General features: G+C 61.3%; 16 protein-coding genes and 2 tRNA genes. 2 read left to right on the plus strand and 16 right to left on the minus strand.

Going from position 1 to position 21,554, the window contains the following annotated elements:
• Positions 1 to 19: 19 nt before the first annotated feature.
• From pheT to uvrB, 8 genes are all read right to left on the minus strand, one after another.
• Entirely contained in the window at positions 20 to 2,419 is a 2,400-nt protein-coding gene (pheT, locus tag BLR66_RS06510) for a phenylalanine--tRNA ligase subunit beta (RefSeq protein ID WP_093281679.1), read from the minus strand.
• Between the two features lie 103 nt (positions 2,420 to 2,522).
• Positions 2,523 to 3,518: a phenylalanine--tRNA ligase subunit alpha gene (locus tag BLR66_RS06515; RefSeq protein ID WP_093281683.1), complete on the minus strand. Its 996-nt coding sequence runs from the start codon at positions 3,516 to 3,518 to the stop codon at positions 2,523 to 2,525.
• 264 nt (positions 3,519 to 3,782) lie between these two features.
• Complete coding sequence (gene rplT / locus BLR66_RS06520) at positions 3,783 to 4,142, minus strand: 50S ribosomal protein L20 (RefSeq protein ID WP_093281686.1); 360 nt, start codon at positions 4,140 to 4,142, stop codon at positions 3,783 to 3,785.
• Between the two features lie 10 nt (positions 4,143 to 4,152).
• Positions 4,153 to 4,350, minus strand: coding sequence for a 50S ribosomal protein L35 (gene rpmI / locus BLR66_RS06525; RefSeq protein ID WP_093281688.1), 198 nt, complete (start codon positions 4,348 to 4,350; stop codon positions 4,153 to 4,155).
• 260 nt (positions 4,351 to 4,610) lie between these two features.
• On the minus strand, positions 4,611 to 5,135 hold the full coding sequence (infC, locus tag BLR66_RS06530; RefSeq protein ID WP_211840790.1) for a translation initiation factor IF-3: 525 nt from the start codon (positions 5,133 to 5,135) through the stop codon (positions 4,611 to 4,613).
• Between the two features lie 58 nt (positions 5,136 to 5,193).
• A complete protein-coding gene (gene thrS / locus BLR66_RS06535) occupies positions 5,194 to 7,095 on the minus strand; it encodes a threonine--tRNA ligase (protein WP_093281697.1) in 1,902 nt (633 codons plus the stop codon).
• A gap of 169 nt (positions 7,096 to 7,264) precedes the next feature.
• Positions 7,265 to 7,339: transfer RNA gene (locus BLR66_RS06540), tRNA-Val, on the minus strand.
• A 129-nt stretch (positions 7,340 to 7,468) separates the two neighbouring features.
• Entirely contained in the window at positions 7,469 to 9,502 is a 2,034-nt protein-coding gene (uvrB, locus tag BLR66_RS06545) for an excinuclease ABC subunit UvrB (RefSeq protein ID WP_093281701.1), read from the minus strand.
• Between the two features lie 166 nt (positions 9,503 to 9,668).
• Here uvrB and BLR66_RS19300 point away from each other — a divergent pair, with 166 nt between their 5' ends.
• Together BLR66_RS19300 and BLR66_RS06555 are read left to right on the plus strand one after the other, a co-directional pair.
• Entirely contained in the window at positions 9,669 to 10,241 is a 573-nt protein-coding gene (locus BLR66_RS19300) for a GspH/FimT family pseudopilin (protein WP_255402383.1), read from the plus strand.
• Positions 10,242 to 10,338: 97 nt separating this feature from the next.
• Positions 10,339 to 10,415, plus strand: a tRNA-Asn gene (locus BLR66_RS06555).
• A 54-nt stretch (positions 10,416 to 10,469) separates the two neighbouring features.
• Here the strand turns inward: BLR66_RS06555 and BLR66_RS06560 are convergent.
• From BLR66_RS06560 to ppnN, 8 genes are all read right to left on the minus strand, one after another.
• Positions 10,470 to 10,925, minus strand: coding sequence for a type IV pilin protein (locus tag BLR66_RS06560; RefSeq protein ID WP_093284452.1), 456 nt, complete (start codon positions 10,923 to 10,925; stop codon positions 10,470 to 10,472).
• A gap of 17 nt (positions 10,926 to 10,942) precedes the next feature.
• The gene (locus BLR66_RS06565) at positions 10,943 to 16,006 is read right to left on the minus strand and encodes a PilC/PilY family type IV pilus protein (RefSeq protein ID WP_093281708.1); all 5,064 of its coding nucleotides are present in this window, start codon (positions 16,004 to 16,006) and stop codon (positions 10,943 to 10,945) included.
• Between the two features lie 12 nt (positions 16,007 to 16,018).
• The gene (locus BLR66_RS06570) at positions 16,019 to 16,498 is read right to left on the minus strand and encodes a pilus assembly PilX family protein (RefSeq protein WP_093281712.1); all 480 of its coding nucleotides are present in this window, start codon (positions 16,496 to 16,498) and stop codon (positions 16,019 to 16,021) included.
• A 4-nt stretch (positions 16,499 to 16,502) separates the two neighbouring features.
• A complete protein-coding gene (locus tag BLR66_RS06575; protein ID WP_093281717.1) occupies positions 16,503 to 17,693 on the minus strand; it encodes a PilW family protein in 1,191 nt (396 codons plus the stop codon).
• 53 nt (positions 17,694 to 17,746) lie between these two features.
• Positions 17,747 to 18,223, minus strand: a complete 477-nt coding sequence (gene pilV / locus BLR66_RS06580) for a type IV pilus modification protein PilV (RefSeq protein ID WP_093284457.1) — start codon at positions 18,221 to 18,223, stop codon at positions 17,747 to 17,749.
• Positions 18,220 to 18,723 carry a GspH/FimT family pseudopilin gene (locus tag BLR66_RS06585; protein ID WP_093281721.1) on the minus strand — a complete coding sequence of 168 codons (504 nt, stop codon included), beginning with the start codon at positions 18,721 to 18,723 and terminating at the stop codon, positions 18,220 to 18,222. Before BLR66_RS06585 ends, pilV begins: the two co-directional genes overlap by 4 nt.
• Before the next feature lie 228 nt (positions 18,724 to 18,951).
• Positions 18,952 to 19,935, minus strand: coding sequence for a sensor histidine kinase (locus tag BLR66_RS06590; protein ID WP_093281726.1), 984 nt, complete (start codon positions 19,933 to 19,935; stop codon positions 18,952 to 18,954).
• 163 nt (positions 19,936 to 20,098) lie between these two features.
• Positions 20,099 to 21,493, minus strand: coding sequence for a nucleotide 5'-monophosphate nucleosidase PpnN (gene ppnN, locus BLR66_RS06595; protein WP_176943782.1), 1,395 nt, complete (start codon positions 21,491 to 21,493; stop codon positions 20,099 to 20,101).
• Positions 21,494 to 21,554 lie beyond the last annotated feature (61 nt).

The following is a 21,554-nucleotide window of genomic DNA, read 5'->3' on the forward strand; positions in this document are numbered from 1 at the left end:
GTATCGCTCCCCTTGCCCGTCATCCGCGGATCCTTGCGCCGTGATCGCGCTCTATCGCGGCGACCACCCCGGACACGACGCCTTCCACATCGCGGTCGGTCAGAGTGCGTGAGTTGTCCTGCAAAATCAAGCCCATAGCCAAGCTCTTTTGACCTGATTCGACCCCTGCGCCGACATAACGGTCGAACAGCACCAGATCCCGCAACAGCGGGCCTACCGAGGCGCGTACGGTGGCGGAAATGGCCTGCCACGGCACTTCGTCGGCGACGACGAACGCTAGATCCCGGCGGACGGACGGAAAGCGCGAAAGCTCGGCCGCCTTCGGCAATGCGCGCTGGGTCAACGGCGCCATATCCAGCTCGAACCCGATCACCTCGCCATCCAGGTCCAGCGCGCGTTGCAGGCGTGGATGCAACTGCCCGATCCAGCCGATGCGATGGCCGTCGCGGAACACATCGGCCGAGCGGCCGGGGTGGCCGAAGCGGGCCTGCGTCGGGCGGTATTCCAGCACCGCTCCGGAGGCGGCGGCCAGACTGTCCAGATCGCCCTTCAGGTCGTGGAAATCGGCCTTGCGCGCCTTCTCACCCCATTGTTCCGGTCCGGCATCCCCATGGATGGCGGCGGCGATGCGCTGCGTCTCGATAGGCGCCGCATCGCCGCTTTCCAGGGAGGCGACGAACACGTTGCCCAGCTCGAACAGACGTACCCGCCCAGCTTGCCTCGCGACGTTGCGCTGCAATGCCGAGACCAGCCCAGGCAGCAGACGCGTGCGCATCACGCCGAGCTCGGCGCTGAGCGGATTGGCCAGGGGAACGGCGCGCTCGGTCGCGCTCCACCGCTCAAGCAGCGCGGCGTCCACGAAGGCGTAGTTGACCGTCTCCAGGTAATCGCGCGCGGCCAGATGGCGGCGCACGCTGGAAGCCTCCAGCTGCGTTTCCGTCGGCGCCGCGATGCGGGTGGCGCCGCCGGGCAGCGTGGTCGGAATGCGCTCATAGCCGTGGATACGCGCCAGTTCCTCGATCAAGTCTTCCTCGATGGCGATGTCGAAGCGGCGGCTCGGCGGCAGGACATCCCAGCCCGCGTCGTTGGCGGTCAATTGCATGCCCAGCGCCCGCAGGATCCGCTCCACGTCCGCATCGGCGATTTCGATACCCAGCAGGCGTGCGATACGCGCGCGGCGCAAGGCGATGGAGGCTGGCTTGGGAAGGTGTTCGGGCAGAACCGCTTCGATCACCGGACCCGGCGAACCACCGGCCAGTTCCACCAGCAGACGCGTGGCCACTTCGACGGCTTGGCGCGGCAGTTCGGGGTCCACGCCACGCTCGAAACGGTGGCCCGCGTCGGTGTGCAAGCCGAGCTTGCGCCCGCGGCCGATGATCGCGGCAGGAATCCAATGCGCGGCTTCCAGGAAGACATTGCGCGTCGCATCGGTCACGCGCGTGTCGTAGCCGCCCATGATGCCGCCCAGCGCGACGGTGCGGCCGCCATTGCCGCCGGCGCTGCTGTCGGCGACGACCAGGAAATCGTCGCCGAGCGATACGGTGCGGCCGTCCAGCAACTTGATTTCTTCGCCCTCGCGGGCATGGCGAACCACGATGGGCCCTGCCAGCGTGTCGCGGTCGAAGGCGTGCATCGGCTGCCCCAGTTCCAGCATCACGTACTGGGTCACGTCGACCAGCAGGCTGATCGGTCGCACGCCGCTGCGGCGCAAGCGTTCGGCCATCCACACCGGGGTGGCGACGGTAGCGTCCAGGCCCTCGATCACGCGCCCGACGAAACGCGGCACCTTGGCTCCGGCGTCCAGCTCGACGGCAAGCGTGCTGTCGATGAGCGCAGGCATCGGCGTGGCGTCGAAGGCCACCACTTCGCTGCCGCAGGCCGCGGCCACGTCGAAGGCGATGCCGCGTACGCTGAAGCAATCGGCGCGGTTGGGGGTGAGCTTGATCTCGATGCTGGCGTCGGGCAGCGAGAGGTATTCGGCGATGGGCGCGCCGACCGGCGCGTCATCGGGCAATTCCAGCAGGCCGGACGCATCGGCATCGATGCCCAGCTCTTTGGCCGAGCACAGCATGCCGTTGGAATCCACGCCGCGCAGCTTGGCCGCCTTGATCACGATCTCGCCTACCGTAGTGCCGACCGTCGCAAGCGGCGCAACGAGTCCCGGACGCGCATTCGGCGCGCCGCAGACGATCTGCAGCAGTTCGCCCTGCCCAGCATCGACCTTGCAGACCTGCAGGCGATCGGCTTCCGGATGCTTGGCGCATTCGACGATGCGAGCGACCACGACGCCTGCCAGTGATTCGCCCAGCGCGACGACTTCCTCGACCTCCAAACCGATGGCGGTCAGCGTCGCGGCGAGTTCTTCGCGCGAGGCATGGACGGGTACGTGGCTGCGCAGCCAATTTTCGGAAAATTTCATGGGGTGGAGCCGGGAATAAGGAATGGGGAATAGGGAATGGAAAAATCAGGAGCCAGCGGCCGGCTTTGCCGATTCGCCATTCCCGATTCCCCATTCTCGGTTTTCAAGCGAATTGCCGTAGGAACCGCACATCGTTATCGAAGAACGCGCGCAGGTCGTTGACGCCGTAGCGCAGCATCGCGAACCGCTCCACGCCCATGCCGAAGGCGAAGCCGGTGTAGCGCTCAGGATCTATGCCGCAGCTCCTGAGCACGTTCGGATGGACCATGCCGCAGCCCAGCACTTCCAGCCAGCGGGTGCTGCCGTCGGGCTGCTGCCAGGCGATATCGACTTCGGCGCCGGGTTCGACGAACGGGAAATAACTGGGGCGGAAGCGCATTTCGAAATCGCGCTCGAAGAACGCGCGCACGAATTCCGCCAGGGTGCCCTTGAGGTCGGCGAACGTGGAATGCTCGTCGACCAGCAGGCCTTCGACCTGGTGGAACATCGGCGAATGGGTCTGGTCGCTGTCGCTGCGGTAGACCTTGCCGGCCGCGATCATGCGCAGCGGCGGCGCGTGCTCACCCATGTAGCGCACTTGCACACCGGAGGTGTGGGTGCGCAGCAGGCGGCCGTCGCCGAAGTAGAAGGTGTCGTGCATGGCGCGCGCCGGATGGTGCGGCGGGAAGTTCAGCGCCTCGAAGTTGTGCCAGTCGTCCTCGATTTCCGGGCCGTCGGCCAGTTCGTAACCCAGCCGGCCGAAAATGTCGGCGATGCGCTCCAGCGTGCGGCTGATGGGGTGCAATCCGCCGCGTTCGGCGTTGCGGCCCGGCAAGGTGACGTCGATGCTTTCGCCGCCCAGCCGCGCATCCAGCGCGGCGTCTTCCAGCAGCACCTTGCGCGCCGACAATGCGCTTGCGATGGCGTCGCGGGCGACGTTGATCGCTTCGCCGGCCGCCTTGCGCTGGTCGCCCGGAAGCGTGCCCAGCTGCTTGAGTTGCGCGGTGATGCTGCCGCTCTTGCCCAGCAAAGCCACGCGCAGCGATTCCAGCGCATCGGGCGTCTGCGCCGAAGCGATGTCGGACAGCGCTTGCGTGGACAGGGATTCGATATCGCTCATTCGTTCACAACCCCGGGAAAAACGTTGTCGTCATCCCAGCGAACGCTGGGATCCATCTTGATCTTGCCTTACAACAGTGCAGAGCCAGAGCAAAGTCAAAATGGATTCCGGCTTGCGCTGGGTTTTCAACAGCCGAATCGCTGGTCATGACGGCGTTAAAAACTGGAATGACGTCGTAAAAAACAATGGGGAAGGACTTGCGCCCTTCCCCACGTGTTCGGCGATGGATTGCCAGTGTCGCTTTGTACGGTGGAGATCGCCGGCTTACGCCGCGAGTGCGCTCTTGGCTTTTTCGGCCAAGGCCGCAAAACCCACCGAATCGTGCACGGCGATATCCGCCAGCACCTTGCGGTCCAGGGTGATGCCGGCCTTCAGCATGCCGTTCATGAAACGGCTGTAGCTCAAGCCGTTCAGGCGGGCAGCCGCGTTGATGCGGGTGATCCACAGCGAACGGAAATTGCGCTTCTTCTGCTTGCGGCCGATATACGCGTACTGACCGGCCTTGATGACGGCCTGGTTGGCGACGCGGAAGACCTTGCGGCGGGCGTTGTAGTAGCCCTTAGCGAGCTTCAGGATTTTCTTGTGACGGCGGCGCGCCGTTACACCACGTTTGACTCGTGCCATTGTTCAGTCCTCAGAGATACGGAAGCATACGATCCAGACGCTTGGAGTCTTCGGCGCGGACGATGTTCGTCGCACGAAGGCCACGCTTACGCTTGGTCGACTTCTTGGTGAGGATGTGGCTCTTGTTGGCGTGGCCAGCCTTGTATTTGCCGGAAGCGGTCTTCCGGAAACGCTTGGCCGCCGCCCGATGGGTCTTGATCTTGGGCATTGCGGTAATCCTTGTTGGTTTCTGTAACTGACCCGGGCGGCGGCCTTGGATGCTTCGTCATGAAGCGGCCACGCTTTCCATCCATGCCCAATGTCGGCTTGTAAGTCGTTGAATCTATTACGAAAATAACGACAGGTCCTGTGGCTGCCCCATACCCTGCAGGCGGCCGCCCGTTTGACCGGGCCGCATATTATGCCCGGAGCGGGAATTCCTTGCAAATCAGGGTTTTGCTCCCTCTCGGTGGGAGTAAGGAAAAACCCCTACTTCTTCTTCGGCGCGATCATCATGACCATCTGTCGGCCTTCCAGGCGCGGGCGCGATTCGATCACGATGTCGTCGCCCAGCTCGGTTTCGATGCGCGTGGCCATTTCGCGGCCCAGTTCCTGGTGGCTCATTTCGCGGCCACGGAAGCGGATGTTGATCTTGACCTTGTCGCCTTCTTCCAGGAAGCGGCGGATGTTGCGCATCTTGATCTGGTAGTCGCCTTCATCGGTGACCGGCCGGAACTTGAGTTCCTTGATCTCGACCTGCTTCTGCTTCTTCTTGGCGGCGTTGGCCTTTTTCTGGGCTTCGAACTTGAACTTGCCGAAGTCCATGATGCGGCAGACGGGCGGATCGGCCTGGGGCTGGATTTCCACCAGATCCATGCCCGATTCCTCGGCCAGCGCCAGCGCGGCGTCGCGCGAAAGCACGCCCACCATTTCGCCATCTGCGCCGATCACGCGCACGCTGGGTACGCGGATCTCCTGATTCTTGCGGTTTTGCTTGTTGTCGGGGGTACTGATTGTTGCAATCTCCCAAGGGATACATCCATGCCGGCCCCACAGGGGACCGGGACATTTCTCACGCGGTTTGCTCGGCGCGCAGGCGCTCGACGAAAGCCGCGATGCTCATTGTGCCTAAATCTTCGCCCGAACGTGTGCGCACGGCGATGGCCCCGTTCTCTTTTTCCCGATCCCCGGCCACCAGCAGGTACGGCACGCGCTGCAGGGTGTGTTCGCGGATCTTATAGCCGATTTTCTCGTTCCGCAAATCCGAAACCACCCTGAACCCTTGATTCGCAAGGTTTTTTTGGACTTCGGCCACGTAATCGGCCTGGGCGTCGGTGATGTTCATGACCACCGCCTGGCGGGGCGCCAGCCAGGCCGGGAAGGCCCCGGCATGGTGCTCGATCAGAATGCCGATGAAGCGCTCCATGGAGCCGACGATGGCCCTGTGCAGCATTACCGGGTGCCGGCGCGCGGAATGTTCGTCCACGTACTCGGCCCCCAGGCGCTCAGGCATCATGAAATCGACCTGCATGGTGCCCAGCTGCCAGGTGCGGCCGATGGCGTCCTTGAGGTGGTATTCGATCTTGGGGCCGTAGAAGGCGCCCTCGCCCGGCAGCTCCTGCCACTCCACTCCGCACACGGCCAGGGCTGAGCGCAGCGCGCCTTCGGCCTTGTCCCAGGTGGCGTCGTCGCCCAGGCGCGCTTCCGGGCGCAGGGCGATCTTGATCTGGATCTCTTGGAAGCCGAACGCCTTGTAGACGGCCAGCGCCTGCTGGTGGAAAGCGGTGACTTCGGATTCGATCTGGTCCTCGGTGCAGAAGATGTGGCCGTCGTCCTGGGTGAAGCCGCGCACGCGCAAGATGCCGTGCAGCGCGCCCGAAGGCTCGTTGCGGTGGCAGGCGCCGAACTCGCCGTAGCGGATCGGCAGGTCGCGGTAGCTGTGCAGGCCCTGGTTGAACACCTGGACGTGGCCGGGGCAGTTCATCGGCTTCAGCGCGTAGGTGCGCTTCTCCGATTCGGTGAAGAACATGTTGTCCTGGTAATTGTCCCAGTGGCCAGATTTCTGCCACAGCGACACATCCAGGATCTGCGGGCAACGTACTTCGCCATAGCCGGTGTCGCGGTAGACCTTGCGCATGTACTGCTCGACCACCTGCCAGATGGCCCAGCCCTTGGGATGCCAGAACACCAGGCCCGGCGCCTCTTCCTGCAGGTGGAAAAGCTCCTGCTGCTTGGCGATCTTGCGGTGGTCGCGCTTGTCGGCTTCCTCGATCCGCGTGATGTAGGCCTCGAGCTGCTTCTTGTCGGCCCAGGCGGTGCCGTAGATGCGCTGCAGCTGCTCGTTCTTGGCGTCGCCGCGCCAGTAGGCGCCGGAAATGCGGGTGAGCTTGAACGACTTCAGGAAGCGCGTATTGGGCACGTGCGGGCCGCGGCACATGTCCACGTATTCCTGGTGGTAGTACAGGCCCATCGTGGTTTCGTCGGGCATGTCGTCGATCAGGCGCAGCTTGTAGTCCTCGCCCCGGGCTTTGAACACCTCGATCACTTCCGCGCGCGGGGTGACTTTCTTGACCACGTCGTAGTCCTGTTCGATCAGTTCGCGCATGCGCTGTTCGATCGCGGCCAGATCTTCCGGCGTGAACGGACGTTCGTTCCAGATGTCGTAGTAGAAGCCTTCGGCGATGACCGGACCGATCACCATCTTGGCTTCGGGGAACAGCTGCTTCACCGCGTGGCCGACCAGGTGGGCGCTGGAGTGGCGGATGATTTCCAGGCCTTCCTCGTCCTTCGGCGTGATGATGCGCAGCGAGGCATCGTGGTCGATGCGGTCGCTGGCGTCGATCAGCTTGCCGTCGACCGCGCCGGCTACGGTGGCCTTGGCCAGGCCGGCGCCGATGGACTGGGCCACTTCCATGACCGTGACGGGGTTTTCGAATTCGCGGCGGCTGCCGTCGGGGAGCGTGATCGTGATCATTCAGTCGTTACCAGATACGAAAAAAGGCGCTGCGCGCCTTCGGTACACCAACGGAGGAGGCGGGCAAGGAAGTCAGCAGGGGAAGTTGGTAGTGCTCATGTCGCACGCTCGACGGCCGGTCGCCGCCACCTCTGGATTATTGCCGTTGCCGAAGCCACGCTCTGGAGCGTGGTGGGCGGTACAGGGTTCGAACCTGTGACCCCTACCATGTCAAGGTAGTGCTCTACCGCTGAGCTAACCGCCCGGTATGCCCCGAAGGGACGCTTTCAGGGGCGCGCATCATAACATCCATGCAGGCGGTACGGAATCGGCCGGCCCACGGTTTCCGTGCGTCGGGGGCGTAGCCCCGACCTACAACCGTCCCCGAACCGTGTCAGATGACCAAACTGGCGTCTTTCAGCTTGTGGATCTCGTCGCGCAGGCGCGCGGCGTCCTCGAATTCCAGGTCGCGGGCGTGCTGGTACATCTGCTGCTCCAGCGTCTTGAGCCGTGCGGCGATCTGGGCCGGGCTGAAGGAGGCGTAGTCCGGCGCCTCCTCGGCCACACGGCGGCCCTTGCCGCGACCGCCTTTGCCGCCTTGGCCTCCCTCATTGGCCGCGTCGCTACGCGCGCCTTCCAGGATGTCCACGATGGGTTTGGCGACCGAGATCGGGGTGATGCCATGCTCGGCGTTGTACTCCACCTGCTTCTCGCGGCGGCGGTTGGTCTCGTCGATGGCGGCCTGCATGGAATTGGTGATCTTGTCGGCGTACAGGATCGCCTTGCCGCGCAGATTGCGGGCGGCCCGGCCGATGGTCTGGATCAGCGATCCGCGCGAACGCAGGAAGCCCTCCTTGTCCGCGTCCAGGATCGCCACCAGCGAGACCTCCGGCATGTCCAGGCCTTCGCGCAACAGGTTGATGCCCACCAGCACGTCGAATTTGCCCAGGCGCAGGTCGCGGATAATTTCCACACGCTCCACCGTATCCACGTCCGAATGCAGATAGCGCACCTTGACCCCGTGTTCGCCCAGGTATTCGGTCAGGTTTTCGGCCATGCGCTTGGTCAGGGTGGTGATCAGCACGCGATCACCCATCGCCACCCGCAGATTGATTTCCGACAGCACGTCGTCGACCTGCGAAGCCACCGGACGGATTTCCACGGGTGGATCCACCAGGCCGGTCGGCCGTACCACCAGCTCAACTACTTCTCCGCCCGATTCCCGCAGTTCGTAGGGGCCCGGCGTTGCCGACACGTAAATGCTGCGCGGCGAACGCGCTTCCCATTCCTCGAACTTCAACGGCCGGTTGTCCAGCGCCGACGGCAGCCGGAAACCGAACTCCACCAGCGTTTCCTTGCGCGAGCGGTCGCCCTTGTACATGGCGCCGATCTGCGGAATGGTCACGTGCGACTCATCGCAGACCAATAAAGCGTCGGGAGGCAGGTAATCGAACAGCGTCGGCGGCGGCTCGCCCGGCGCCTTGCCGGTCAGGTGGCGGGAGTAGTTCTCGATGCCGTTGCAGAAACCTACCTCGGCCATCATCTCCACGTCGAACTGGGTGCGCTGCGCCAGGCGCTGCGCTTCCACCAGCTTGTTCTGCGAATACAGCTGCTCCAGCCGCTCTTTCAGTTCGGCCTTGATCGTGTCGATGGCCGCCAGCACCCGGTCGCGCGTGGTCGCGTAGTGGGTCTTGGGATAGATGGTGTAGCGCGGCAGCCTGCGCAGGGTTTCGCCGGTTAGCGGATCGAACAGGGTCAGGTTCTCTATCTCGCCGTCGAACAATTCGATGCGCAAGGCTTCGATATCGGATTCGGCCGGGAACACATCGATGACTTCGCCCTTCACCCGGAACGTGCCGCGATGCAGTTCGTATTCGTTGCGCGTGTACTGCAGGTCGCTCAAATGCCGGATCAGCTGGCGCTGATCGATATGCTCGCCGCGCGACAGGATGAGACGCAGCGACAAGTAGTCCTCCGGTGCGCCCAGGCCATAGATGGCCGACACCGTGGCAACCACTATCGTGTCGCGGCGGGATAGCAGCGCCTTGGTGGCGGCCAGGCGCATCTGTTCGATGTGCTCGTTGATCGAACTGTCCTTCTCGATGAAGGTGTCCGACGACGGCACGTAGGCTTCCGGCTGGTAATAGTCGTAATAGCTGACGAAATACTCGACCGAGTTATTCGGGAAGAACGACTTGAATTCGCCGTACAGCTGGGCGGCCAAGGTCTTGTTGGGAGCCATCACCAGGGTCGGCTTCTGCACCGCTTGCACTACGTTGGCGATGGTGTAGGTCTTGCCCGAACCAGTGACGCCCAGCAGGGTCTGCTTGGCCAGGCCGGACTCGAAGCCCTCGATCAGCTTGGCGATCGCCTGCGGCTGATCGCCGGCGGGGGAATAGGAGGAAACGAGTTCGAAACGATCGGTCATGGCGGGGATTCTGCGGCGATTGTCCAGTATAGCGGCGGCCGGGATTACGGCTGTGTCAGGAAATTCCTTACATATCCTCGCGCGCCTTGCCGATGTCCGCGCCCCGGCAAGAAGAGGAATCTGGCCATGCCCGGACAGGGCTGACTGGAGAAAGCCAATGCATCGGATGCCCGCAACCACCTCCGCAAAACACACCAGAGGCTCTCAAAGCCGCTTCCACGGCCCAGGAGGCTTCAGCCTGCTCGAGGCGCTCGTCGTTATGGCCATTTCGGCCATCGGACTGGCGATAGGCGTGCCCTCCTATCGCAGCATGATCGAAAACCAGCGCGCGAGCTCGACCATGCACCTGCTGACCGCCTACATGGCTTCGGCACGCAGCACGGCCATCAGCTACCGCATTCCTACCGTGGTCTGCCCCTCCAACCGGGGCGGCGGCTGCCGCATGGACGGCGACTGGAGCCAGGGCTGGCTGATGTTCTTCGATGCCGACGGCAACAGGCAGCCGGATGCGCGGGAAGACATATTGCGGGACGAAAATGCTCCCCTTCACCCCTCCCTGCGCCTGGTTTCCTCGTCCGGCCGCCCCCAGCTGCGCTACCTGCCCGACGGTCGCAGCGCCGGCAGCAATATCAGCGTGCGTCTATGCCGGGACGACGTCCTCCTGGGACAGGTCATCGTCAATAACGTGGGCAGGGTGCGCAGCGAAAAGGCTTCGGGGTCCAAACCATGCATGCCCTGAAATCAGGCGTCTGCGCGCCTTTCCAGTCAGGCAAATCGGCTTTCGGCCCCAGCTCAGCCTTGCCTGACCGATTCCTCCACCCTACAATGACCGCCCCGCCCGAATAGCTCAGCCGGTTAGAGCACTTGACTGTTAATCAGGGGGTCGTTGGTTCGAGTCCAACTTCGGGCGCCAGATAAAGCAAAAAAGCCGCCAGAAATGGCGGCTTTTTTGTTAACTAGCCACACCTCACCAACAGTCCGCAAGCGCACCGGCACTGTTGCCCTTGACGCCCGTATTGCTGAGCGTCAGGTTGCCGCAGCGGTCATTGGCTTGATCGCCGGCCGCGGTTGCTGTGATCGTAAAAGAATTTGCTGCCGCAAAAGCCGCCGCTGGGGTCAGGTTGTATCTCGCAACAGCCCCAGCCTCGCGCGGAGAAACAGTGACCGGCAAAGTGAAGCCAACATAAGTGTTGTTAACCGTACGGAACCGCTCCGCCAGTGCAGCGTACTCGATCAAATCGGCTTTGGCCTGCGCACGACGGGACTTGCGCAACGCATCTTGGTAGGACGGGTAGGCGATTGCCACCAGCACAGCGACTACCGCCACCACGATCATGAGCTCGATCAGAGTAAATCCCAGCGCTTGCTCAGGTCTTGACGTACGGCCTCCAAGCAAGCTCTCACCCAACTGATTCTTTTCCATCTGTTTTAGCCTCGTCCTCATAGCAATTGACGCCAAGACTGTCTGCCGCACGCACGCTGCACGATCATCGACTTGGTCGGGTCAGACGCATCTATTATCACTTCGCTGCACTTGGTATTCGGCGGATTGCTTGGGTCGCCGGGCACGCAACCGGTAGCGCTCGGATCGCAGTAGACCGGAATCAGCGGCAACGGCTGAGTCACGCCTACATCGCGGCTTGGCGCTCCATCGCCGGTCGTGATGCCGCCCGTGGTACCGCCGCCTACAACGCCATTCGGCGGCAGCGTGATCTGACCGAAGGCCGCACCGCCGGAAAGCGGGTCAAGCGCGTACAACCAGTTTTTCCCGCCTGGCGCGCAATCGGAAGCGAACCCCGGCTGATAGGTCGGCAAATAGACCTTTCCGCTCTGAATTCTCGGCCTTGCGATGAAACGCTCGCCAGTGTTGCTGCCATCCACAAGCAGATCGAGATAGAAACCTCGTTTGGTCAGGTAACTCACCGGGTTGCGGCTGATGTTCCGGGTTTCCGGGGTAGTCCCACCGGTCGTCATCTGTTGCGCTACCAGCAATCCCGCGGTCCGCCAATTGGTTGCAACGGTGGTTCCGTTATCCCATACGCCATACAAGCTCTGGACCTGCTGGCCGAGACTCGCATTATTATCGCCCGATACAAAGTACCGGCCGGTACCGAAGTAGAGCATGTGGCCCGTGCCCGGACCCACCGCGATCTCGAACGAGCCGGTGATCGGCTGCCTGGCGCCCGCCGAATCGGTGGCCACGAATAGCGGCTGCCCGCTCAGCGCAACGTTCCACGTAGCCTCGGCCGCAGCACGAAGGTCGAACTTCCAGACATTGCCCAGCAAGTCCCCGCCGTAGACGGTGTCGACCAGCCCATCGCCAGTGGTATCAATGGCTGAAATGTTTCCCAAGCCATTGGGCGTGACCGTGTCCAAGTCGTTCGGAGCCAGCTTGCGGATCACGGCACCCGTCTGGATGTCTACGACGAACAGAACCGGATCGCCGTTCTGGCTGTTGTAACCATTGCCGAAGATCGCTACCCATCGACCGTTATCAGTTGGTACGATCAACGGCTTGCCCAGCAGATAGCCCATATCGGCGTCGGTCTGGCTGTTGACTTCCCACAGCACGTCGTTGGCGCTGAACGACGAAGGGTTGGTCGTGTTGATCGCAAATACCGACCTTCCACCCGCACCTGTCGCACCGACCAGCACCGATTGCCAGCCGCCGTTGATAAGCACATCGGATAGCGTCATGCCGCCATCCACATAGTAGCGGTGGGTGTAGTTCGGATTCGCCAGCCACGCCATGTTGGAAAGGACGCCATTGGGCACGTACGCGAATGTCTCATTGCCGGTGTCGTCGAACGCATGCAGCATGCCGTCGTTGGCGCCTACGTACACGTATTCGTTCTGGGCAGCCTTGGCCGTCACATAAGCCGAGTAGGCAGTTCTCTGCGCTGCGGTAAGGCCCGAGGCAAAGGACCAGCCGTAGTTGGCGCGTTTGGAGGCGATTACCGGCGTCGAATTTATGATGTCGCCCAGAATGCTGGTACGTCGACGGAAGGGCGCCGTGGTCTTGATGACTCCTTCCATACTGCGCTCGCCGCGCAGATAGTTGACCATCTGGTTCGGTGTAATGCTGCCGAAGTCGCCAAATGGATTCACCGAGCCCAATCTATTGAATATCTCGACGTTGGTACTGCCCAGGTTCGTCGCGAGGAAAGGCTGCACGGCTGTCGTACGGTTGGTTGCATTGACATTGCTAAGCGCCGTGAATATCTTCCGGGCCCCAACGCCGGCCGCATCTGTCGGCATATGGGACGCCGCTGTCCACCGCACCGTGCCCAGTCGCCCATCGGTTCCGATATTCTGCGCGGTCAGATCGCCGATCCAATCGTGTCCGCCAGCAAGACTGCTGTAGGAAGGCAACACAGCGAAGGAAGTGGCGCTGACACGAGCACCTGCCACGCTGAGCGTACCGCTGGTTCCGGTCTGGGCCTGGATTGCGTCGAACGCCTTGGTGAGCTGGCTACGCAAATTCAGCGGATTGGTGACCAGGAAGTAATTGTCCGGCACGCCATCGCTGTCCGCATCCCATTCGGTGCCATCGGGCAAGTTGTTGCTGTTTGCATCGGTGAAACCGCCGTACTTGGCGGCATACCACAACGGATCCATCAGCTGCGTAGCAGAACTCGTGCCAGCGCTGAAGTTGCGGACGTTGGACGTCGGCGGCAAACCCGCGCAATCGGCTGGCGGCGCGCCGCTGTCGCAATAGCCCGGATTCCGTCCAGGCGGCGTGTTGAAGCGATAGACCGTGTTAGTGGATGCGCACAGGCTCTTGTCGGTGCTATTGCCCGGATTGCCTATGCCATCCCTCAGGTCGCATATTTCCAGGTAAATGCCATCGTGATTACTGCCCGACAGCACATAACCCATGTATTGGTTCGCGCTGCCGGCCGCATACTCGGAAATCACCTGCACATCCACCGTACCGTCCGCCTTCGCGCTCACCTCGTAACGCGCGATGGTGTCCATGTCGTGGTCGTTGCCTTGCTCCACATCCTCGTAGTTGATGCGGAAGACCGCCTTCGCGCGACCGCCATTGACCGTGTTATCGACCACCTGGCCGGGGAAGTTGGTCAGCTGCTGGATATAAAAGTCGACGATGGTATTGGTCGGCTTACGCGTGCCTCCGCCGAAGGTGCCGCTGACCGTCTTAGCGAACGGAACCAGAGTGATCTTCCGGCCTGCCGTTCCGACCGGCACTTCGATCCGAGGCAATGGAGAGGCTAGTGCGATCGAATAAGTAGAAAGTTTCTGGTCATTGAGCGCCGCGTTGAGATCGGTCACATGACCAAAGCGGGCAACGCTAGCAGAGTAGTACGTACCGGACTTGGTCGGCTCCTCTGGGGCTAGGCCACGGATATTGCCGAAACTTGACGCCGATTTGGCTGTGGGCGCCCCGTCGGAAACTCCACCCACTTCACCGATGAACACATCGCGCGCGCCGGTAAACTCATGGCTCCAGATGGCCTGACCCTGTCCGGAAGCGCTGAAGCCAGAGATATTGGTTGGAGTCGTTCCTGTGGTTGCGATGGCTCCGGCGAAAGCGCTTCCCGGCAGGTCGCCGTCGTAGCTTGGGTTGATGTCGCTGATCACCGTTTGATAAGGCTTGGCGCAAGTTGGATAACCCAGGCCACCTGCGGCTGCGGTCTTGTAGGGGTCCTTCCACGTGTCCGTGGTAAGCCCCATTGCGGTTTCCTCGCTGACGCCATTGGTTGATCCACCGCTGGAAAATTCGGGAGTAGCCGATTCCGCACCCGAAAAATAGCGCATGGTTTCATACATCATCTCGGCCACCGGATTGCCCCACATGCGGCAATTGCCGTTGGTGATGACATCGCCGGTGCCGGCGCAGTTACCATTGCTGTTGCCCCAGTTCCAGTTGCTGTCGGCATTGAGGTTGTTGCTGCCACTGTTGTAGGCGCCCCCGATCATGCGCAGCTTGTCGATGGAACGAGCGATGCCGTTCACGTCGGTGCGGAACTGGCCGGTGTTGGCGGTGATCTCGTTGGAGAAATTGCCGACGTTGCTCCTGAGCTTCCCGCCCTGCAGGTTATTCTGCTGCGAGCCAGTGATCAGGCCGAAATACATCCGCTCGCTTTCGCCGTAATCATGCAAAATGCCCGTGGGCTTGTAATGCCCGTTTGGATAGGCTTTGCACGTCGTATCACGCAGGGCTTCGGTGTCCGGACATACGGATACGCGAACGGAATAATCGTCGCGACGATTGGCTCCTGCAGTGCTTTCCCAGAACAAACCCCAGTTGTCTCCACCGCCCCCTTCTTCATGCCTGAACACGATGGTATGCGTTCCGGCCGACAGAGTGACGTTTGCCGAATGCGAACTAAGACCGGCATCGCTGCGATCATTGCCGTGACCACCGTACCAACCAACGACGGTGGTGCCATCAATGGTCAGGTCAACGGCATCGTCGCCATCGACGGCAAAACGGTAAGTGCCCGCAGTAGCGATATTCAAGGTGCCGCTTATACGGGTCATGTAATTATCATTGGTACACCCGTTTCCGGTGAACGGATTTCCGTCAGCCGTTTTATTGATACTGGTGACCGTACCTGTGCCGCACCGATTCCCCGCCACGGCGTTGGAAGTGAACAGCGTGTTCATGGCGGCGAGCGTAGTAGGATTGGCGGCGCCCGTTGCGCGCCTCCACGTCGATATCGACAAACCGGTCAGGGTACCAGTCGGTACCAAACCCCAACTACCCGACCCGCTAAGGCAGTCCACTCGCGAATTGCCGGATGTGAAGCACTTATTGCCCGCTACCGGTCCTTCGATCGAAAGCCAGTTCCAGATTCTGTACGGCGAGTTCTGCATAACGCGGAACAGCGGCGCAGAATTGTCGGTAACCGTAGTAACGGCGAAAAGGTGGTAATTTCCCGCGGTTGGCGCCGTGAGGGGCGCATAGTTGCTGATGTTGTAACCATCGCGCGCGACGCTTTGGTATTCCTTTCCCCAACTGTGCGCATCCTGAGGAAAGAACGAACCTTGCAATATCGTTTCAGTGGTGGAATCCACCTGTCGCCAGCCGCCGTACAGCACGCGCCGCAGCGCGTCCATGCGGGAAGTGGTCAGGTAGTTGAGAAAGTCGCCGCTCCACTGCCCGCTGCACGTCTTGTTGGGCGCCGCGGAAACGGGATTGAACTTGGCACCATCCCATGTATAGCAAGCAAAAGAATTGAAATAGCCGAAATAATCGATCTTGAACTTGGTCTGCCCGTCGACAACCTTCGTCTGCCAGCCCTGATACCCGACATCCGGCACGCCATCGCCGTCGAGATCGGAAGCGTCGTTGTAGGCTTCATAGTAAATCTTGTGATCCTTACCCATCACCAACATGTTCAGCGGCGGCAACGAGGCGCGCGCGAATAAAGGTGATTGCGCGATATTCAGCAGCGGTGGAGGCACTACCACCGCTTGCCCGATCGCCAGGCTTGAGATGACTATCAGGCCCAGGAGTGTCCAATGCTTGAGTTTCATGGCGATGCTCTGTCAGGGCTTGATGAAGATGGTGTCGATAGCCGCGAGAGACGACGATGCGGCTACTGAATTCTGGTCACGGCTGAAACCCGTGGTCCTGTACAAATTGCATAGGCTTTCGGAGCTGTCTCCGCCCACAGCTGCGCTGCACTCGCCAGTGCATATCCCGATATTGCGCGTCCGTACTTCGGATGCTGTGGTCACACCATTAGCCCAAGCCTTTGAGTCGAAAGGCGTTGCGCAATCTTCATTTTCGAAAAAATCGCCTTCGGTAATATCGACTTCGCGAGTACGGACTTCGCTTTCAGCATTCTGAAACGCAACATTAGCGGCCACATAGTTGGCGGACATGCGTTCCTGCAGGGTCGCCACTTGCATGCCCACTATGCCGATCAGCGCCAGCAGAATCAGCATGATCAAGGCGACATAAAGAACCGCGCCGCGTTGCTTGCGTGCAGAGATGGAAAAACTTGATCGCTGGAATCGGTTCATCGGTTCAATTTCCGTACAGTCGGTTGCGTAGCGCCACCGTAGTTTCGTAGACGGATCTGTAGTTTCCATCCGGCGTTTGCACCGGCATCTGCACTTCAAGAACGCTAAGCGGGATCAGCGACTGAGTTGCGGCGGCTCCTTCCCGATTGCCGGAGTTCCGCACCATCAGTCCCAGTTGTACTGCTCCGACGCGCCGCCATGCAGCCGCATTGGTTTCATCGCCAATCGTGCTTGCCGGCACCATGGACGAGATATACCCCGATGGCGGAGAAGTCAGCGGCGCCGAATCCCGGCCGAAAAGCAGCTGCATGGATTCGACCCCATCCACCATTTCCTCGGTGACAGCCGTCAAAGCACCGTTTCCTGGTGTCGAAATCCAACGAACACGATAGAGCGCTGGAGCCTGAGCCTGCGGGCTGAACGCGACGTAGTAAGCCATCGACTCGGCGCGATACAAAGATGCGCTGCCGGCCTTGTAGGCAAGCGAACTGTCATGTGTCGAAATGAACGTGAGGTCCGAGGCATTCAATCCAGTCTGGGTCACATTCATGCTGGTAGCGGTGGGTGCAGCGCTGGCCTGGAATACCGATGCACCGCGGCAATCGGCGATCGCAAACAGACCGCTTCCGCCGGTGGCCAAGGCGCCGCTGGCGGCCGGATACACCACCGCCGGCGTCCCGGTCGCATTGAACGTGGTGATCGGCGCCTCTTCCGCCGAAAGAAAACGCAGCACTACGATGTCGCTGCCGCGTATGGGCGCTGGATTCAGCCCACTTATATCCGCCGGCAGCACAGGCGACCAATCAGCGGCAGCACCGGCGACGAGGGCGGCTGGGATCTGACGGGTGTTACCGGGCGCGGTGCCATTGGCCTCGTAGCCTTGAATGGACACATCGAACCGCAGAGGAAATAGCAGCGCGGCGACATTGTTGGCATTTCGATTGGCTCCGTTCAAGAACAAGGAACGGATATTGCCGCCAGTGATGGTAGTGCCGTCGGTCGAAAGCAGCGACTGATCGTTCACGCACCCGGCGTGGCCAGCCATGCGCAGATCGCGAGTCAGGAAGTCGACAGCGAAACGCGAACTTTCCTGGTTGCGGGCTATGCCCTGCGATAGCTGATATGCGGTGCGCGAGGCCGAAAATACTTGCACAAGCCCCAACACAAGAATCGTACCGATCAACAAAGCGATCATCAATTCTATGAGCGATAGACCTGTGGAGACGCGTGGTCCTTTATAAGCGGTCTTCACAGACGACTCCTTACCGTGACTCTGCTATTGATTGAACCCGTATCTCCCCATTGGACATACACTACGACATTGCCGTCGGCGGCCAATTCAACGTCTGCTTCACCGTCTGGCAAAGCTGCGCGCACTTCGCACTTCCAGCGATCGATATTGACGGTAGGCGGAGCGGCCACCGCGCGTGCGCACCCTGTTGTTGGAACGGTCACGCCGCTGAAGCTGCCAGGATTGATGGCGTTGTAATAGGAACCGAGAGAACGCTGAATGCGCATCAGGTCTACCAGTTCATAAGCCAAATTGGTGGCAACAGTACGTTGCTGCGCGCTTTTGGTGAATCGAACGTTCATCGTCTGCAACAAGGCGAACCCGAGCAATCCAAACGCCAAAACCAGGATCGCGATCAGCACCTCGATCATGGTGAAACCCGAGGTGCGACCCCGGGATAGAGAAAGCAAACGGCGCGTCGATTTCGATTTCATGGGCATGCACCTGGATCCACACGGGTCTGGCCTGTTATTCCGATCTGTAGACAACGAATGGGCGTGGCTGCACCCTCGGGACTGAGTTGGATGGATTGGGCGCCACCGATGGCCCGGCCACGGCTGTCGAAAGCGATAGTGTTCGCACTGCCGGCCAAAGTCAGCTTGGGCTTGCTTTGGATATAACGGACAACCGTTTCCCCTGCCCCTAGAACACCGTTGCCGTCCGTTTCCGTCCAGACGAGCCAACCGTTATTCCAGTTGCCGCCACACGCCGTGCCGTTGGCACTCGAGCACACCCCACCACCGCGGGTACTACGAACCGCTTCGCTGCGTGCCAAAGCCAGCGATGCCAGTAACTCATTGCTGCTGGTCGCTATCCGATTGGAGCGCAAAGAGCTTTGGAAGCTGGGCAACCCTATGGTAAGCAAAACCGCGACGATCGCGATGACCACCATTAGCTCGATAAGGCTGAACCCATTATTTTGGCGTCTTGGCATCAGTAGCCGCTCCCCAGCGATGGCCTTACACGTTATAGGAGACCGCCGGACTGGCAAGCCTGTTCAGGATGGACGGTCCCGATGGGCGGACGGGCGTCCCCAGGGCGGCCCTACGTGCCAAGACTGCCGCAGACCGAATGTGAACCGCGTTCAGTTCCAAGAGCTCCCGAACCCTCGCCTGTCGAACTCAGCACCCGCTATAAGGAACCCCGGAACCCTATTCGGATATCACCGAGTCGGCACGGCCATCACACAGGTGTAAACACCTTCTTTCCATCCGCTCGTGAGTTTAGCCCGTGAATTGAATGCGTACAGGAGACGATAAGCGATGTTGCGCTGGGCGTGACCGGATCCCTGCTGTAAACGAAGCACTGGGGAGTCCGGCGGCAGCGCGGGATTGATGATGGTGACCGACAAAATATCGGCATTCACCGACAAGTCTATTTCCAATAACCCGCCTTCGGGAATTCGCGAAATCCCGTGCAGAACCGCATTCTCTACCAGCGGCTGCAAAACCAGGTGCGGCAATCTCTGCTCCCAAGGCAGAGGCTCTTCCATCCTCCACCGCACCTGCAATCGCTCGCCAAGCCGCAACGACTCGATGGAAAGGTAGCGCCGGGCCAGTTCCACCTCCTGGGCGAGGGTCGATTCGCCTTCGCCGACGCCCAAAGCGGCGCGGAACAAATCCGACAAGTCCAGGACCGCGCGCTCCGCCACGACCGGATCGGTCCTGACCAGGCTGGCTATCAGGTTCATGCTGTTGAACAGGAAGTGTGGGCGGATACGTGCCTGCAAAGCGTCGGCCTCGGCCCTGGCATTGGCGTTGAGTTGCAATGTCCAACGGTCGCTGACATAGAAATAACGCATAGCGGACGCAGTGATAAGTACCGCGATCGCCGCGCTGGCCGAAACGAAACGCCAGAAACTCACGTCCACCGGCGGCTTTCCCAGCGCGGTAAACAATGCATATACGATGCCCGCAGCCGCCACCGAAATCGCCGCAGATAGACCCAGCGACGCAGTTACGCCAAGGACGGGAGTGAACCGCGACAATACCTGACGCGACATGCAAAGCATGACCGACACGGCAATGGCGATCCACAGGGCGAATGCGCTCGCGGACAAGAAGTGCGCGAACGGAAGCCTATTCGCTTCGCCAGGCCATAACGCAACAACCACTACCACCATCTCCGCCATGCCCAGCATGACCATGATGCGGGCTCGCCGGCAGAAATCAGGCAACCAGGGAACCACCGTTTCCAACACCGCACACCTCTCTCAGAGAAAGCAATCGCGTTGCAACCGGACTGCCCGAATCGTCACGCCCGGCAACCTCATTCCTGCCAGCCGCAGCGTTATTCGGTTGGCGCCAAGGTCACGAAAGAACCCGATAGCAAGGCCGGTACTCCCCCGCGATCTTCATGCGCCGCTGCTCGACGAACGCGCGCAGCAATGCGTCCAGCGCATGCATCATGTCGGGGTCGCCGTGGATCTCGAAAGGCCCGAATTGCTCGATGCGGCGCATGCCGTCTTCCTTCACGTTGCCGGCGACGATGCCCGAAAAGGCGCGACGCAGATCGGCGGCCAGCGCGTGCGCCGGGCGGCCATGGTGCAAGTCCAATGCGGCCATGGCTTCGTGCGAGGGGACGAAAGGCTGCTGGTATTCCAGCGGCACGTCGATGGCCCAGTTGAAAAAGAACGAGTCTTTATGCGCGATGCGGTTCTCGCGCACGCGCTTGATGCCGGCGGTCATCTTCTTGGCGACGGCGACCGGATCGCCGGTGATGATCTCGTAGCGCGCCGCGGCGGCCTCGCCCAAGGTCAGTCGGATGAACTTGTCGATCTGCTCGAAATACGGCGCTGCGATGGTGGGGCCGGTGAGGATCAGCGGGAACGGCAAGCCGGCGTTTTCCTCGCGCAGGAGGATGCCCAGCAGGTACAGGATCTCCTCGGCCGTGCCGACGCCGCCGGGGAACACCAGGATGCCGTGGCCGACCCGCACGAAGGCCTCGAGCCGCTTCTCGATGTCCGGCATGATGACAAGGTGGTTGACGATGGGGTTGGGCGATTCGGCGGCGATGATGCCCGGCTCGGTGATGCCGATGTAGCGCGTGGTGCGCTTGCGCTGCTTGGCATGGGCGATGGTGGCGCCTTTCATCGGACCCTTCATCGCGCCCGGGCCGCAACCGGTGCAGATATCCAGCCCGCGCAGGCCCAATTCGTAACCCACCTGCTTGGTGTAGATGTACTCATCGCGTGAAATGGAATGGCCGCCCCAGCACACCACCAGATTGGGGTCGGCCGGCTTCAGGATGCGCGCGTTGCGCAGCAGACCGAATACGGCGTTGGTGATGCCGACGGAAGATTCCAGTTCCGCTTCGTGTTCCGGGCCCAGCTCGATGGCGGTATAGGCCAGGTCGCGCACGACCGCGAACAACAGTTCGGCCACGCCGCGGATGATCTCGCCATCCACGAACGCCATGGCCGGCGCATTGACCAGATCGATGCGCACGCCCCGGTCCTGCTGCAGCACCTGGATGTCGAAATCCGGATACAAATCGCGGGCCGCGCGCGGATCGTCCGACGCGCTGCCGCTGGTCAGCACCGCCAGCGCGCAGCGGCGCAGCAGTTCGTGCATGCCGCCGCTGGAGGCATCGCGCAGCCGCGCCACTTCCACGCGGGACAGCACATCCAGGCCGCCGCGCGGATAGATCCGCGCGTCCTGTACCGGCAACGCCCTCGGTGCCGTTTCGCTCATATTCGTATCCATGCTTGTCTTTTTATAGGGCCAGAACTGTAGCGCAGTCGGCCCCACAAAAGAAAACGGCCGG

The sequence above is a fragment of the Pseudoxanthomonas sp. CF125 genome, assembly GCF_900104085.1.
GTDB lineage: Bacteria > Pseudomonadota > Gammaproteobacteria > Xanthomonadales > Xanthomonadaceae > Pseudoxanthomonas_A.